The organism is Streptomyces sp. MB09-02B (assembly GCF_033794485.1).
Lineage (GTDB): Bacteria > Actinomycetota > Actinomycetes > Streptomycetales > Streptomycetaceae > Streptomyces.
In genome coordinates this window covers 1-14,442 of record NZ_JARGEE010000014.1, presented here as the reverse complement: position 1 = coordinate 14,442, position 14,442 = coordinate 1, and the positions used below count along the sequence as shown (strand labels likewise).

Below are 14,442 nucleotides of genomic sequence, written 5' to 3'. Positions count from 1 at the left end.
CCCTTCTGGACCATGGGAAAACATGTGAAACAGGTGACGCCTGTGTGACCCATGAGGCGGGGGCAGGGTTGCCCGGTCCCCTCCCCTTTTTTACGGACGTTCCGGCACACGTCGGCCCGTGCCGGTGCCCTCGGCCAGACGGGAGGACACCGGGCCGCTCCCGGGGGCTGCCGCGCCGGGCAGCACCCTGTGGCCGGCATCCGGAGCCGTCCGGCGACGCGAGTGGGACGGGCGTCATCTTCCGGCCGGGCGGGTCCGCTTGCTCAGCGTCTGTGCGAGGTCGGCGTAGGTCGGACCGGCGTAGGTCAGACCGGCGGTAGGTCAGCCGAGGCGTGCGAACGAGCCGGTCCGAGCGCAGAGCCCGTTCACACGTGCGCCTGATCACCGTTCTTCGGCGCCCAGCAGTGTGCCGTCGGGTCCGTACAGCGCGCCGCCGAAAGGTGCCTGCCCCGACGGTCCACCGCGGGGCGACAGCAAGGGGCCCTCGCCGGGAAGAATCCCGACGAGGGCCCCGTTTCAGCCGGACCTACCGTTCGGCGTTGGAGACCTCACGGTCGCCGACCGGGGTGTTCGCCAGCCAGCAGACACCACCGGCGGGCTCCCAGGCGACGGCGTCGAGCGCCTTCAGGACCCTGCGCACCACAGCATCGACGTCGCCGGGCCAGGCCTCGAAGCCGGTCTCCCCCAGATCGCCGACCCGCATCAGACCCCCGCCGACGAGCTGGGCCAGCAGCCGTTCGGTGAGGTCGCGGTGGGCTTCGCCGGACCGCTCGGACAGCTCTCCCGCCAGGCCGACCAGCCGGTCCACCGGCAGCCAGTCGTCGAGCCCTTCCTCCAGCAGCTCATGACGGATCCGTTGCTCATTCACCGGGCAGATGCACCTTCATTCCCTTGCCTCCCGACGGAAAGATGTCGATCGTCTCTCCACCGGACCTGGACGCGTTCCGCCATTGGATCACCGTGCCGTCCTGCAGCTTGTAGACGTCGGGGATCTTCGGCCCGCGCGCCGGAAGCTTCTCGGCTCCGGTGGTCCAGCGGTCGAACGCCTTCCGCATGTCCTCCACGGAGTCCATCTCGCGGACGTGGCTCTGCTTGCCCTTGGGCAGCTTGTCGAACTCGCCCTTCCACACACCGCACACGTCGTCGGAGTTGTGCACCAGCAGAGGCGTCCTGCCCGCCAGCGCGTCATAGGTGTGGACGCCCTCGACGGTGAGGTTGTACGTGCGGACGTGATCCGTGTACTGGCGGTTGGCCGTGACCTCGGCCGTACGGCCCTCGTCGGTGCGCAGGGTCATGCCCGGCCCGAGGTCGCCGGCCGCGATCCAGTCGTGCTCCGAGACCGACCAGAACGGGTGCTCGTAGGTCGCGGTGAGATGTTCTTCGCCGTTCTCCGTGGCGATCGTCAGCTCGGTGAAGTGCTTGTCCGAGTCGGTGACGATGGTCGCGGTGACCTCGCGTGCGCTGGTCTTCCCGGTCTCCGGGTCGGTGGCGAGAACCCCTGTCACCGAGCTTGATGTCCTCGATGTCCTTCCCGGCCGGAAGGAACTTCAGAAGCTTCAGCACCTTGGCCATGGGCAGGTCCGTCGCAGCCCAGCCGCAGTGGGAGTTGACGCCGATGTCCTTCGCGCACGCCTTCCACTCGTCGGGGTCCGGCAGAACGATTGCCTTGGCCATGTCCCAGAAGCTGATCGGCGTCGGAACGGGTCCGGTGTGCGGCAGCTTCTCCTCGATGCCCCTGTCGACGTTGCTCCCGTAGCCGGTGATGCCGGTGGTGGAGCAGCCCGGGTATCCGCAGCGGTAGTCGGCGGCGGGAGTGCCGTTGCCGTTCTTGCTGGGCCCCTGCTGCGCAAGTCCGAGCAGCCCGTCATCGTCAACGTCTCCAGCGGCATGGGGTCGTTCACGCTGACCCACGACACCGAGCGCGCCGAGGGCCGGAACCTCGCGCCGCTCTACACGGCGTCGAAGGCCGCCGTGACCATGCTGACCACGCAGTACGCCAAGTCCTGGCCGGACATCAAGGTCAACGCGGCCGACCCGGGCTACACCGCGACCGACTTCAACGCGCACAGCGGGCCGCAGACCGTCACCGAGGGCACCGACGCGATCGTCGCACTCGCCACCATCGGCGCGGACGGGCCGACCGGGACCTTCCGCAGCCGTCACGGTGAGATGCCCTGGTGATCCACCACCTCCGCAAGCGCCGTGGGGGGGGAGGAGGGGAGGTACGGGGCGGAGAAACCCTGTTAGGTACTACTCGGCAGTCAGGCTCTGCGTACCGACCACCGCCAGCAGCTCCAGCAGCTCCAGCAGCTCCAGCTTCTCGGCGTCCTCGCTGCCCGGCTCAGCCGAGAGACGGTCCTCGTGGCAGGGAACGTCGTGAGGTTCGCGGGCCGGCTGGTCCATGCCGACCTCCGCCGTACGGCCCGGAACCCGCGCGCCACCGCGGCCGCCGTCAGCGCTCGCCGACCGGGGACCAACAGGGGGCGAGTCGGGAACCTCCGGGCGTCCGACGACGTTCGTGTCATGACGGCCGGACGTACCGGACCGTCGGCACAGAGTGCCCAACTGCTGATTCCGTACGGCGACTTGACCGGGGGGCAAGAGGCGTGCAGCAGCACCGCGCACATCCCGCGCGCCCGGCCGCCGTCATGCTCTCCGCGCTGCTCGCGGTCCTGACCTTCTTCCTGCCGGTGTCGGCCAAGTCGGCGCCGGCATCACGCCCGTTCTCCACGGGCACGGCCGCGACAGGCACGGCCACGACGGGCACAGCCGCGACGGCGACGGTGAGCGCTCATGCGTCCGCGTCCGCGTCGGCGTCCGTTGACGCGCACCGCGCCGTCACCGCGGCGCACCCCGCGCACGGCCACGCCGAAGCCGTGCCGTACCCGTTCCACGGCTTCCTGGGCCCTGGCGCCGGGGACGCGGCCCCGCACCGCGCTGTCGGCGGCCCCGGCGTGGTCGTCGCGGCCGCGGGTGCGGAAGCGAGCCGGGGTGCCCACGCGCATCGCCCACGTGGCCCCCCGTCCCGATGGAGCACCGAAGTCCCCATCGACGCCTGACCGTTCGCCTCCGCGCCCGGGGCAGACGTCGGTTCCGTCTGCCTGCCCATCGTGGAGAACCCATGTCTCGCGCGCCCATGTGGCGGGCGATCGTCGCCCTAGGTGTGATCGCCGCCTCGCTCTTCTTCGCACTCACCCAATCCGCCCGCCTCGGCCTCGACCTGCGCGGCGGCACCCAGATCGTCCTGGAGACCAAGGACTCACCCGTCGTCGAGGCCGACGCCGAATCGACCCAGCGGGCCCTGGAGGTGCTCCGCCAGCGGGTCGACGCGCTCGGTGTGTCCGAGCCGAGCCTGTACCGGTCCGGTCAGCAGCGGATCTTCGTCGAGCTGCCCGGCGTACAGGACCCGCGCGAGGCCGCCGAAGTCATCGGCCGTACCGCGCAGTTGACCGTCCACCCGGTGCAGGGCGTGACGGACAAGCAGGATGAGAGGAACGGCGGGAAGCCGGCCGGGGACGGCTCGCGCATCCTGGCCGACCCCGACCGGAGAGGGGCGTTCCTCCAGCTCGGGCCCACCGCCCTCACCGGGGAGGGCGTCAAGGACGCCGAGGCGGTGCTCGACCAGCGGACGACGTCGGGCTGGCTGGTCGACCTCACCTTCCGTGGGGAGGCCGGCAAGGACTGGGCACGGGTCACCGGGGCGGCGGCCTGTGCCCCTCAGGGCGCCCCCGAGCGGCGCGTCGCCATCGTCCTGGACGGCAGGATCCTCTCGGCGCCCGGCGTCGACGCGGGTGTGGCGTGCGGGGTCGGCATCTCCGGCGGCTCCACGCAGATCACCGGCGGCTTCGGCCGGGACGAGGCCCGCGAGCTGGCCGCGCTCGTCAAGGGCGGTGCGCTGCCGGTGCCCGTCGACGTCGTGGAGCAGCGCACCGTCGGCCCCACGCTCGGCGCCGACGCCATCGCCGCCAGCGCCCAGGCCGCGATCATCGGCATCACCCTGACGGGACTGTTCATCCTCGTCGTCTACCGGCTGCTCGGCGCCCTGGCCACCGTCGCGCTCGCGCTGTACGGGCTGATCTCCTACGCCGCGCTCGTCGCCCTGGGCGCGACGCTCACACTGCCCGGGCTCGCCGGTTTCGTCCTGGCGATCGGCATGGCGGTGGACGCGAACGTGCTGGTCTTCGAGCGTGCCCGGGAGGAGTATCTGGCAGCCCGCACCCTGAAGTCGGCCTCGGCCCGGTTGGACAAGCCGCTGCGCACCGGGTTCGCCAAGACCTGGAGCGCGGTCGTCGACTCGAACGTGACCACGCTGCTCGCGGCCGGGCTGCTCTTCTTCTTCGCCACCGGGCCTGTCAAAGGCTTCGGCGTCACGCTCTCCATCGGTGTCCTCGTCTCGATGGTCTCGGCCCTGGTGATCACCCGGGTCCTCGCCGACTTCGCGATCCGGCGCCGCTTCGTGCGCAGCCGGCCCGGCCTGACCGGGATCACCTCCACCGGCCGGGTGCGTGCCTGGCTCGCGCGCCGCGAACCCCGTCCGGTGCACCACCGGCGCCGCTGGCTCGGCGTCAGCGCGCTGCTGGTCGGGATCGCCGTCGCGGGAATCGGCCTGCGCGGCCTGGACCTCGGGGTGGAGTTCACCGGCGGGCGCCTGGTGGAGTACAGCACCAGCAGGCCCGTGGACGTGGACGTGGCGCGCACGGCGGTCACGGACGCGGGGTTCCCGCGCGCCGTGGTGCAGGAGGCGGGGGACGGGGACATCTCGGTACGCACCGGTGAGCTGAGCAACGACCAGCAGCACACGATCAGGACGGCGCTGGCGAAGGAGGGCGGCGAGGTCACCGTCGAGCGGGACGAGCTGATCGGTCCGAGCCTCGGCGACGAACTGCGCCGGCACGCGCTCATCGCGCTCGGCATCGCCGTCGCGGCCCAGCTGATCTACCTCAGCGTGCGGTTCCGGTGGACGTTCGCCGCAGCGGCGGTATCGGCCATGGTGCACGACGTGCTGCTGGTGGTGGGCCTGTTCGCCTGGCTCGGCAGGCCCGTCGACAGCATTTTCCTGGCGGCCCTGCTCACGGTCATCGGGTACTCCGTGAACGACACCGTCGTCGTCTTCGACCGGGTGCGCGAGGCGCGCCGCCGCGATCCGGCGGCGGATTTGGAAACCACGGCGAACAGGGCCGTCGTCCAGACGCTGCCGCGCACGGTGAACACCGGTATGGGCGCGCTGTTCATCCTGGCGGCGCTGGCCGTGCTGGGCGGTGACTCGCTCGCGGACTTCTCCGTGGCGCTGATCGCCGGCGTCGTGATCGGTATGGCGTCGACGGTGTTCACCGCCGTGCCGATCGCCGTGCAGCTCGAGGGCAGCCGCCCTGCGCCGCCGGTGCGCCCCGCGCCCGCCGCCCCCGCCGCGCGCGGTCCGCTGGAGCGACGCGGGCGGGCGCGGGGTTCGGGCGCTGTGGTGTGAGGGTGCGGCCGGAGTTCCGGCGCCGGTAGTCGGCTAGTCGGCGGACTGGGGCCGTGGTCGAGGGGCGGTTCCTCACCGTCGAACGGGACGGTGAGGAACCGCATGGGGCGAGCGCCCCAGCGCGCCCTGCGGCGGTCGGATCGGCTCAATATCGGCTCAGTACGGGGCTCCGTATTGGGCTCAGTGTTGGCTCAGTAGGAGCCGTTGGCCTGCCAGAACGCCCATGCTTCGCAGGGGCTGCCGTAGCGGTCGTTCATGTAGTTCAGGCCCCACTTGATCTGCGTGGCCGGGTTGGTCCGCCAGTCGGCTCCGGCGGACGACATCTTGGAGCCGGGATACGCCTGTACGAGACCGTAGGCCCCGGACGAGGGGTTGACCGCCTTGTGGTTCCAGCCGGACTCGTGGTCCACGATGTTGCTGAAGCACTGGAACTGGTCGCCGGGCACCATCTGCCGTGCGATGGCCTGGACCTGGGCCACGGTGTACGAGGACTGCGGCGCGACTGCGGAGGAGCCGCTCGACGAGCCTTCCTCGGTCTGTCGCTCAGCCTGCTGTTGGGCCTGCTCCTGCTCCTGTGCCTGCGCCTGCTCCTCTGCTTCCTGGCGCTCCTTGGCGTCCTGCCGGGCTTTCTTCCGTTCGGCCTCCTTCTGCTTGGCGACCGCGTCCTTGGCGGCCTGCTTGCGGGCCGCCTCCGCCGCGGTCGTCCTCGCGCTGTGGTCCGCGGCGACGGACTGTGCGTCGGCCTGTTGGGTCAAGGAGGCCGTCTGTATCCGGGCCTGGCGGCCCATGGGTATGTCCGCGAGGAGGGTCGAGCCGCTCGCCGTCGTCCCAGCGTCGTTGACCGCCTGGCCGGTACCGCTCTGGCCGACTCCCGCGACGGCGCCGACCGTGGTGACCGCGGCGGCAGAAGCCACCGCGAAGTCCCGGACTAAGTTCCCACTCACACGTTGTCCTTCCGGTTTCGTCAGATGAAGAGGTTGAGCTTCGCGGGATTAAGACGGTCGATCGGCCGCGGTGGTGGCAACGCTTCCGGCCGCTCGATTTTCCGGGCTGAGCGCCCGAGGGGCGCTGGTCATCAATCTCGGCGTCGGACGGGCGACCCACCATGGCGGGATGATGGCCGCCATGCGCATCCGGATCGACGCCTTCGACCTGCCCGGCCTCACCCACCCCGCCCCTGTCGACGGCGCGGTCCCCGCCTACGACAACCTGCACGTCGCCGTGCAACGCCGCGACCGTCCCGCCGAACTCCTCGACCCACAACCCGGCGACCGACCGTCCGCGACCTGGACCCTGGAGTGCGCCACGAGCGTCTCGCCGACCGGCATCGAGGTCACGGGCCCCTACGTGCAGCACCGTCTGGGCCGACGGTTCATCTACCTGTCGTGGTGCACGGTCGACGAGGCGGGCATCTTCACGATGTTCCGCCGTGCCAAGCTGATGCTCGACGTCATCCCCGCCGACGTACTCGCCGCCGCCGCACGCGACGGGCTGCTGATCGGACGCCTCGGCCTGACCGACGCGCAGGGCGGTCCCCTGTGCGCACGCGTCGAGCCCCCGCGCATCACCTGGACCGCCGCTCGCACCGGGTAGGCCGGAGGCGTCCGGTGGGAACGCCTCATCCGCGCGGATCAATATCTGTATCCGCGAAGTGAGAAATAGGCACGGCGCACGGCGAGTATTCCTCGAAGGCCGACGGGGTGTAAATCATTGACCGAACAAGGCCGCTCATGCCGTGCTAACGTCGTTGCCGGTTGCAGGTGTGGTTGCCAGAAGGTTCATTTCCCGACGGGTCAATCAGCACGGCGACACGGAATCCGCACAGTGCGGCTTCCCGGCATCGTCCCGAAGGAGAAATGACATGGCTACTGGCACCGTGAAGTGGTTCAACGCAGAAAAGGGCTTCGGCTTCATCGCGCAGGACGGCGGCGGCGCCGACGTCTTCGCCCACTACTCCAACATCGCCACCCAGGGCTTCCGTGAGCTGCTGGAAGGCCAGAAGGTGTCGTTCGACATCGCGCAGGGCCAGAAGGGCCCGACGGCCGAGAACATCGTGCCCGCCTGACATTCGGCAGCAGCACGGCACTTCGCAGCTGGGGCCCGCACCTTGAGGTGCGGGCCCCAGCTTGCTGCATTCTCGCCGCATCTCGCCGCGTTCTTGTCACCCTTGCCGCGTTCTTGTCGCGTTCTTGTCACTTTCTCGCCGTGTTTCAGGGCGCGTGACGGGAGGCCCCCACCACATCACCTGCGCCTCGTCCTGACGATTCCCCGCGCCATGCATATTGCTGGCGCCATTCGTTTTCCTGCGCCATGTGTTTTACGGCGGGAATTCCTCGCCATGCGGCACCCTCGTCCGCGGTGCCCGGCGCCGCTTCCCCGGCCGCAGGACGGCCTGGCCCCTGTCGACGCGCGTCGGCGGGGGCCTCCGCCATGTGCCCGCGGGTCCGTGTGTCCGCGAGGTCGGGCCGCAGGGTCCGCCACGACGGCTTCTCGGGCCCCGTTGTCGCAGATCACAAGCTACCTGCTCCCACAGGCGGGTGAAATCTATCTTTGTCGCAGTAGACTTTGAGCTGCGACACGGTTAGGCTCTTCTCGTCAACACGAGTCGAGCGAACCCGGCAGACACGAACTGGCGGGGTGCAGTACACGAAGTCCGCAGGGCGTTGCAGCCCTGGAGTCGAGTGGTTGGTTCAAGCGGAAGGACGGAGGACACAGACGCCATCAGGATCGCCCGGCCGACAAGTACCCCGGCCGGGTACCGCAAGACCCCGGATTGGAAGGTGGTCCCCGGTCAGGCAACCGCGATCCCCGCACCCCCTCCAGCAGGGCTGGTGACGGAAGCAGAAGGTCGGCACAGCATCACGGCCGACAGATGGTGTTGAATTTCCTTCGGGGCCCTGGTGCCGTACGGCGCCAGGGCCCCTCGACGCGTTGTACAACGAGGTGACATGACAGCAGATAACCCCCTCAGTGATCGTCTGGACGACGACGACTACCCCGCATACACCATGGGGCGGGCCGCCGAGATGCTCGGCACCACCCCGGCCTTCCTCCGAGCCCTCGGCGAGGCTCGTCTGATCACTCCGCTCCGCTCCGAGGGCGGACACCGCCGGTACTCCCGCTACCAGCTGCGGATCGCCGCGCGCGCACGCGAGCTCGTCGACCGGGGCACCCCGATCGAGGCCGCTTGCCGCATCGTCATCCTTGAGGACCAGCTCGAGGAAGCTCAGCGCATCAACGCCGAGTACCGCCGACGCGACGAACTCGAAGCGCCTGCCTCTCCCCGTCCCGGTTCCCGCTGATCACGTGGGTGCGCGCGCCGGTCGTTGACTCGGTCACCGACTGGGCGAACGAGAAGGCCGCATGGCGGGCACGTCGCTGCCGGCGCAGTGGGCCGACTCACACCTCGGCGAGGATTGCGCGGAATTGGGCGAAAAACATAGCGTGAGGTGCCTGTTGTACGGGCGACGTCGTGTGGCGTGTGTGGCATGTGCGGCGTATATGGCGTGGCGTGTGTGAGGTGCGTGGAGGGTGCTCGGGTGGGACGACGCGAGAAGCCGGTCGACCCCGAAGCCGGTCCCGTACAACGGCTCGCGCACGAGCTGCGGGTCCTGAGGGAGAAGGCCGGGAAGCCGCCGTACCGGGAGATGGGCAGGCGGGCGGGCTACTCCACGACCGCGCTGTCCCAGGCGGCCGCCGGAGACCAGTTGCCGTCCCTTGCCGTGGTGCGGGCGTACGTCGAGGCGCTGGACGCGGACCCGGACGCGTGGGAGCGGCGCTGGCGCGAGACCGACGCCGAGGTCCGGGCCCCCGCGCCGGACGAGCGGCCGCCCTACCGGGGGCTCGCCCGGTTCGAGACGGACGACAGCGGACTGTTCTTCGGCCGGGAGGCGCTCGTCGCCCAGCTGGTGGAGCTGGTGCGCGAGCACCGGTGCGCGGCGGTGTTCGGGCCGTCCGGCAGCGGCAAGTCCTCGTTGCTGCGGGCGGGACTGATCCCGGCGTTGCGGCAGGCGGCGGGAGTCGGCCGGCCGGCGGTGATCCGTGTGCTCACGCCGGGTGAACGGCCCGCCCGCACGCACGAGAGGGCGTTCGTCCCCCGGGGCGGTGACGAGGACGGGGCCGGGGCCGGGACCGGGGGCGGTGCCGGCGACAGTGCCGGTGCCGGTGCCGGCGACACCTGGGTGATCGTCGACCAGTTCGAGGAATTGTTCACCCTGTGCCACGACCGCGCGGAACGCGACCGGTTCCTCGACCTGCTGCTCGCCGCCCGGCAGCCGGAGAGCCGACTGCGCGTGGTGCTCGCGGTCCGCGGCGACTTCTACGGCCACTGCGCCGGACACCGTGCCCTGGCCGAGGCGGTCTCCCGGGCGAACCTGCTGGTCGGACCCATGAGCCGGGACGAACTGCGCGAGGCGATCACCGGCCCCGCCGGCGCCGCCGGCCTGAACGTGGAGCGGACTCTCACCGCCGCGGTCGTCGACGAGGTCGTCGACCAGCCGGGCGCGCTGCCCATGCTCTCCCACGCCCTGCTGGAGACCTGGCGCCGCCGCCGCGGCCGGTTGCTGACGCTGGCGGCGTACGAGGAGACGGGCGGCGTACGCGGCGCGATCGCCGCCACCGCCGAGGAGGTGTACGGCGGGCTGTCGGCGGAGCGGAGCCGTGTCGCCCGGCGCATCCTGCTCCGGCTGATCGCGCCCGGTGACGGGACGGCCGACACCCGCCGTCCGGCGTCCCGGACCGAGCTGGGCAGCGGGGCGCAAGAGGTGTTGGAACACCTCGTCACCGCTCGTCTGGTCACCCTGGACGGCGACACGGTGGAACTCGCGCACGAGGCACTGATCAGCGGCTGGCCACGGCTGGCCGGCTGGATCGAGGAGGGCCGGGACCGGCTGCGCGCACAGCGCCGGCTCGGCGAGGCGGCGCGCGGCTGGGCCGAGCTGGAGCGCGATCCCGGCGCGCTGTACCGGGGCACCCGGCTGACCCGTGCCGAGGAGTTGTTCGCCGAGCCCCGGGAGGACGACCTCACCCCGTCCGAGCGGGCCTTCCTCACCGCGTCCCTCGCGGCCCGGGACGCCGAGCGGGAGGCCGGTTCCCGCACCGCGCGCAGGACGCGTGCGCTGGCCGTCGGACTGTCCGTGTTCCTCGTGCTGGCGCTGACCGCGGGACTGGTCGCCTGGCAGCGCGACCGGGTGAGCGAGGCGGAGGCCGCCAAGGCCGCCGCACGCCGCCTGGCCACCGTCGCCGACAGCCTGCGCTCCACCGACCCGCGCACCGCGGCCCTGCTCGGCGTCGCCGCCTGGAGGACGGCCCCGCTCACCGAGTCCCGTTCGGCACTGCTGGGCGCCCTGGCCCAGCCGGAACGCGACGCCTTCACCGACCCCAGGACCGGCAAGAACGTCCGGCGTTTCCTCGCCGACGGCGGCCGGACCCTGCTCAGCGTCGACGGCACCACGGTGACCGTGCGGAACGTGGCCGATCACCGGGTCACGGCCACCTACCGCCTGCCACCGGGCACCGAGGTGGGCGACGCCGGTCCCGACTCCCGCTTCCTCGCCGTCACCGGGCCGGACGGTGTCGAGAAGCTGTGGAACCTCCCCGAGGGCCGGTCCGCCGCCGAGCTGGACGGCGTGTCGCTGCTGGGCCGTCCGTCCGACGGGTCCTCCTACCTCACCGGGCCGTCAACGGGCCCGGGCACGGTCACACTGCGCCGGGCGGGCGACGGCAAGGTCCTCTTCACCACCCGTGTCCCGCGCACGCTCTCCTCGTCGGCCGTCGGTCCGGGCGGCCGACTGCTCGCGCTCTGCCCTGCCGACGGGCCGCTCCAGCTGTGGGACACCACCGACGGGAAGCGGCTGCCGGGGGCGTGGGAGAAGGCCGACAAGACCGTGTGCGGCACCGGCTCCGGCGCGGACAGCGGCACGCGCCTGCTGCGGTTCAGCGGCGACGGCGGGCGGCTGGCCGCGGTCCACGGCACGGGAGCCCGGGTCTGGGACGTGCGCGGCGCGGGCCCCGGTGAGGACTTCGGCAGTGGCGGCGACTCGGGCTTCACCCAGGCCGGTCTCTCTCCCGACGGGCGGTTCCTGGCCACGGCGGACGACGACGACCTCACCGTGTGGCGGCTGGCCACCGGCGGCACCACGGTCTTCCGCCGACCGCTGTCCGGGGCCGAGACGAACGACCTGACCTGGGACCCGGGCCGGCACCCTCTCCTGCGCTACCGCGACGGCGCCACCGTCCACACCCTCGACCTGACCGACCGGCTGACCCCGCGCTGGCAGACCACTCCCGTCGACGCGACCGCCCTCAGCCCGGACGGCGACGCCCTGGCCACCGCCACCCTGGCCGACGACGGTGCCTACCGTTTCGAGCTGCGCGACACCCGCACCGGCACCGTACGTGCCCACGCGACCCTCGGTCCGATGCCGAGCGCGTCCCTCGACCAGGCCCCCCTGCTGGCCTTCAGCCAGGACGGCCGCACGCTGGCCGTGGCCGACACCGCCTCCGCACGCGGCTCGCTCCGGCTGCGCTTCACCGTGTGGGACGTGGCGGCACACCGGATCCGTACGGTCCTGGAGACGTCCGGAGCGGTGGACCGCCCGGCCCTCGCCCTCGCCCTGGGGCCCGGCGGCCGCTCGCTGCTGGCCGTCCGCGCCGGCGACGGCTACGCGACAGAGGTCTGGGACACCGGGACACGGCGGCCGTCGAAGGTCCTGCGCGGTCTCGCCGGTGAGGTGCTCGCCCTGCGCCCGGACGGCGGTCTGCTCGTGAGCTCCGACGACCAGTACGCCGAACCGGGGACGGGGAAGATCACCGGGGTGGCCCTCGCCAACGGCCGTGACGTCACGGCCCTGGCGTTCAGTCCCGACGGCACCCGGCTCGCCGTGGGCGACTCCACCGGGCACGTCACCCTGTGGGACGGCGCCCTGCGCCACCGGACGGGCGCGCTCACCGGCACCTCCGACGCGGCTCCCCTCAGTGCGCCGGAAGCGGTGGGAGCCCTCGCCTTCTCCTCCGACGGCGCCACCCTGGCCGTCGGCGGCACGGAGGGCACCCTGCGCCTGTGGGACACCGCCGGCCAGCAACCCCTCGGCAGCGACCTGCCCACGCCCGGTGACGAGATCCGCTCCCTCGCCTTCGCCGCCGACGGTGGGACCCTCCATGCCGGCGGTCCCCACGTGCCCCTCCAGCGTCTGACCGTCGCCCCGGACCGGGCCGTCCGCATCATCTGCGCCCGCACCGGGGGCGGGCTGACGGAGGCGCAGTGGCGGTCCTACGTCCCCGACGCCCCATACGAACGAGCGTGCGACACGAGCGGGTAGGCGACGCGAGGAGCTAGGGACCGGGGGCGGCGGAAGACGTCGGGACAGATTGTTCGGGGTGGCTCCGCGGGTTCCTGAAAAATGCCTCTGACCTGCACGATCCATGACCAGTACGACTGCGGCGTCCCGTTGATACGGCGTCCCGCGACTCCTCACAGTCAGGTCCTGGTCCCATGCGCACCCACGCCCGCACCCACGCCCTCCTCCCCTCCCTCCTGCTGCTCGGCGCCCTCACCTTCACGGCCGCCTGCGCCCCCGGATCGAACGGGGCCCCGGGCGCGGCGTCCTCCGACGCGCGCCCCGGGGCCACCACCTCGCCGACCCGCGGTGTCGACCCGTCGCGCATCAAAGGGCTGCAGATCGTCAACGACAGCAGCGAGCACAGCTCCTGCCCGTTCGCGACGAGCTACCCGGAGGTGCCCGGCGCCGAGGCGATGACGGCGGCGATGCGGAAGGACGTGGAGCAGCGCCTGGCCACCTTCCGTTCCGGGGTGTGCGAGGGCGATCAGGGCAGCGCGGGACGGGAGCTGAACATCAGCCACCGCTTCCTGGTCGCCTCCGGCGATGTGCTCGGCGTACGGCTCACCACGGCGGACCAGAGCGGCGCCGGGTCCGGGCTGTCGTCCAGGACGTACTGGTACGACGGCGCGGACCGCGCCCACAGCCCTGCCGTCGCACTGGTCTCCGACGGCGCCCGGGACGCCTTCCTCACCGCTCTGAAGGACCAGCTCACGGGACGCGAAGGCGTGGACGCCACCGCCCTGGAGGGCGCCTTCTCCGCCCCGGACGCCCGCGCCACCGTCCTGGACGACATGGCCTTCACCGCCGACGGCGGGCTGAAGGTGACCGTCGACCGCGGCGACATGGGCGTCCCCGCCGCCGGGGAGATCGTCGTGACGTTCTCCGCGAAGACCGTCACCCCCTGGCTCTCCGCGTTCGGCGAGCGCGCCCAGCGGCAGACGGTGGCGCCCGGCCGCTCCCTCGATCTGGGCGCGTCGAGCACCCCCGTCCCGGCCGCCCCCACCCACACCGCCTCCGGTGACGACGACACCGACTGCAAGCGGGTCAAGTGCCTCGCGCTGACCTTCGACGACGGCCCGGCGGCGCCGGAGACCGCGACCCTGCTGACCCACCTGGCGCGGTACGAGGCGCGGGCCACCTTCTTCACCGTCGGCCAGAACGTCGCCGCCCACCGCGAGCTGGTCCGCGCCGAGGCCCGCGCCGGGCACGAGATCGGCAACCACTCCTGGAACCACCCCGACCTCACCAAGCTCACCCCCGCCCAGGTCGCCTCCCAGCTGAACCGCACCAGCGCCGCCGTCAAGGCCGCCACCGGCAAGGAGCCCACCCTCTTCCGGCCGCCGTACGGCGCGATCAACGCCCAGGTGAAGGCCGCGACCACGCTCTCCCCCGTCCTGTGGGACGTGGACACCGAGGACTGGAAGTACCGGGACGCCGCGAAGGTCGCCCGGGCCGTCATCGACAAGGCGCAGCGCAACGACGTCGTCCTCCTGCACGACATCCACCCCACGTCGGTCGCGGCCGTCCCCGAGATCCTGCGCACGCTCACCGCCCGCGGCTACCACTTCGTCACCGTCAGCCATCTGCGCGCGACGCTCTGACGCTTCCCGGCCGGAGTGGGGTTGCGGGGGGGTGCGG

At 71.8% G+C, this 14,442-nt stretch carries 12 protein-coding genes and 1 pseudogene; 9 read left to right on the top strand and 4 right to left on the bottom strand.

What is annotated here, in order from left to right; all coding sequences use genetic code 11:
• Positions 1–526: 526 nt before the first annotated feature.
• Together P1P70_RS04085 and P1P70_RS04080 are read right to left on the bottom strand one after the other, a co-directional pair.
• A complete protein-coding gene (locus P1P70_RS04085) occupies positions 527–868 on the bottom strand; it encodes a hypothetical protein (RefSeq protein ID WP_319234649.1) in 342 nt (113 codons plus the stop codon).
• The gene (locus tag P1P70_RS04080; protein WP_319234648.1) at positions 861–1,505 is read right to left on the bottom strand and encodes a polymorphic toxin-type HINT domain-containing protein; all 645 of its coding nucleotides are present in this window, start codon (positions 1,503–1,505) and stop codon (positions 861–863) included. Before P1P70_RS04080 ends, P1P70_RS04085 begins: the two co-directional genes overlap by 8 nt.
• Positions 1,506–1,570: 65 nt before the next feature.
• On the opposite strand from P1P70_RS04080, the gene P1P70_RS04075 reads away from it, so the two are divergent.
• Both P1P70_RS04075 and P1P70_RS04070 read left to right on the top strand, forming a co-directional pair.
• Entirely contained in the window at positions 1,571–1,756 is a 186-nt protein-coding gene (locus tag P1P70_RS04075; RefSeq protein ID WP_319234692.1) for a hypothetical protein, read from the top strand.
• A gap of 77 nt (positions 1,757–1,833) precedes the next feature.
• Positions 1,834–2,181: pseudogene (locus P1P70_RS04070) on the top strand (SDR family NAD(P)-dependent oxidoreductase); the annotation flags it as partial.
• Between the two features lie 69 nt (positions 2,182–2,250).
• Here the strand turns inward: P1P70_RS04070 and P1P70_RS04065 are convergent.
• Positions 2,251–2,403: a hypothetical protein gene (locus P1P70_RS04065; RefSeq protein ID WP_319234647.1), complete on the bottom strand. Its 153-nt coding sequence runs from the start codon at positions 2,401–2,403 to the stop codon at positions 2,251–2,253.
• A gap of 203 nt (positions 2,404–2,606) precedes the next feature.
• On the opposite strand from P1P70_RS04065, the gene P1P70_RS04060 reads away from it, so the two are divergent.
• On the top strand, positions 2,607–3,059 hold the full coding sequence (locus P1P70_RS04060) for a hypothetical protein (RefSeq protein ID WP_319234645.1): 453 nt from the start codon (positions 2,607–2,609) through the stop codon (positions 3,057–3,059).
• Positions 3,060–3,121: 62 nt separating this feature from the next.
• Positions 3,122–5,464 (top strand): protein translocase subunit SecD, encoded by a 2,343-nt coding sequence (gene secD / locus P1P70_RS04055; RefSeq protein WP_319234644.1) that lies wholly within the window; start codon positions 3,122–3,124, stop codon positions 5,462–5,464.
• A gap of 191 nt (positions 5,465–5,655) precedes the next feature.
• Here the strand turns inward: secD and P1P70_RS04050 are convergent, their stop codons facing one another.
• Positions 5,656–6,408, bottom strand: coding sequence for a transglycosylase SLT domain-containing protein (locus tag P1P70_RS04050; protein ID WP_319234643.1), 753 nt, complete (start codon positions 6,406–6,408; stop codon positions 5,656–5,658).
• 169 nt (positions 6,409–6,577) lie between these two features.
• Here P1P70_RS04050 and P1P70_RS04045 point away from each other — a divergent pair, with 169 nt between their 5' ends.
• From P1P70_RS04045 to P1P70_RS04025, 5 genes are all read left to right on the top strand, one after another.
• A complete protein-coding gene (locus P1P70_RS04045) occupies positions 6,578–7,057 on the top strand; it encodes a DUF5990 family protein (protein ID WP_319234641.1) in 480 nt (159 codons plus the stop codon).
• Between the two features lie 268 nt (positions 7,058–7,325).
• Positions 7,326–7,529 (top strand): cold-shock protein, encoded by a 204-nt coding sequence (locus P1P70_RS04040; RefSeq protein WP_199585095.1) that lies wholly within the window; start codon positions 7,326–7,328, stop codon positions 7,527–7,529.
• 883 nt (positions 7,530–8,412) lie between these two features.
• A complete protein-coding gene (locus tag P1P70_RS04035; RefSeq protein ID WP_319234638.1) occupies positions 8,413–8,766 on the top strand; it encodes a helix-turn-helix domain-containing protein in 354 nt (117 codons plus the stop codon).
• A 237-nt stretch (positions 8,767–9,003) separates the two neighbouring features.
• On the top strand, positions 9,004–12,783 hold the full coding sequence (locus tag P1P70_RS04030) for a hypothetical protein (protein ID WP_319234636.1): 3,780 nt from the start codon (positions 9,004–9,006) through the stop codon (positions 12,781–12,783).
• Positions 12,784–12,956: 173 nt separating this feature from the next.
• Positions 12,957–14,405: a polysaccharide deacetylase family protein gene (locus P1P70_RS04025; protein WP_319234634.1), complete on the top strand. Its 1,449-nt coding sequence runs from the start codon at positions 12,957–12,959 to the stop codon at positions 14,403–14,405.
• The last annotated feature ends 37 nt before the right edge of the window (positions 14,406–14,442 follow it).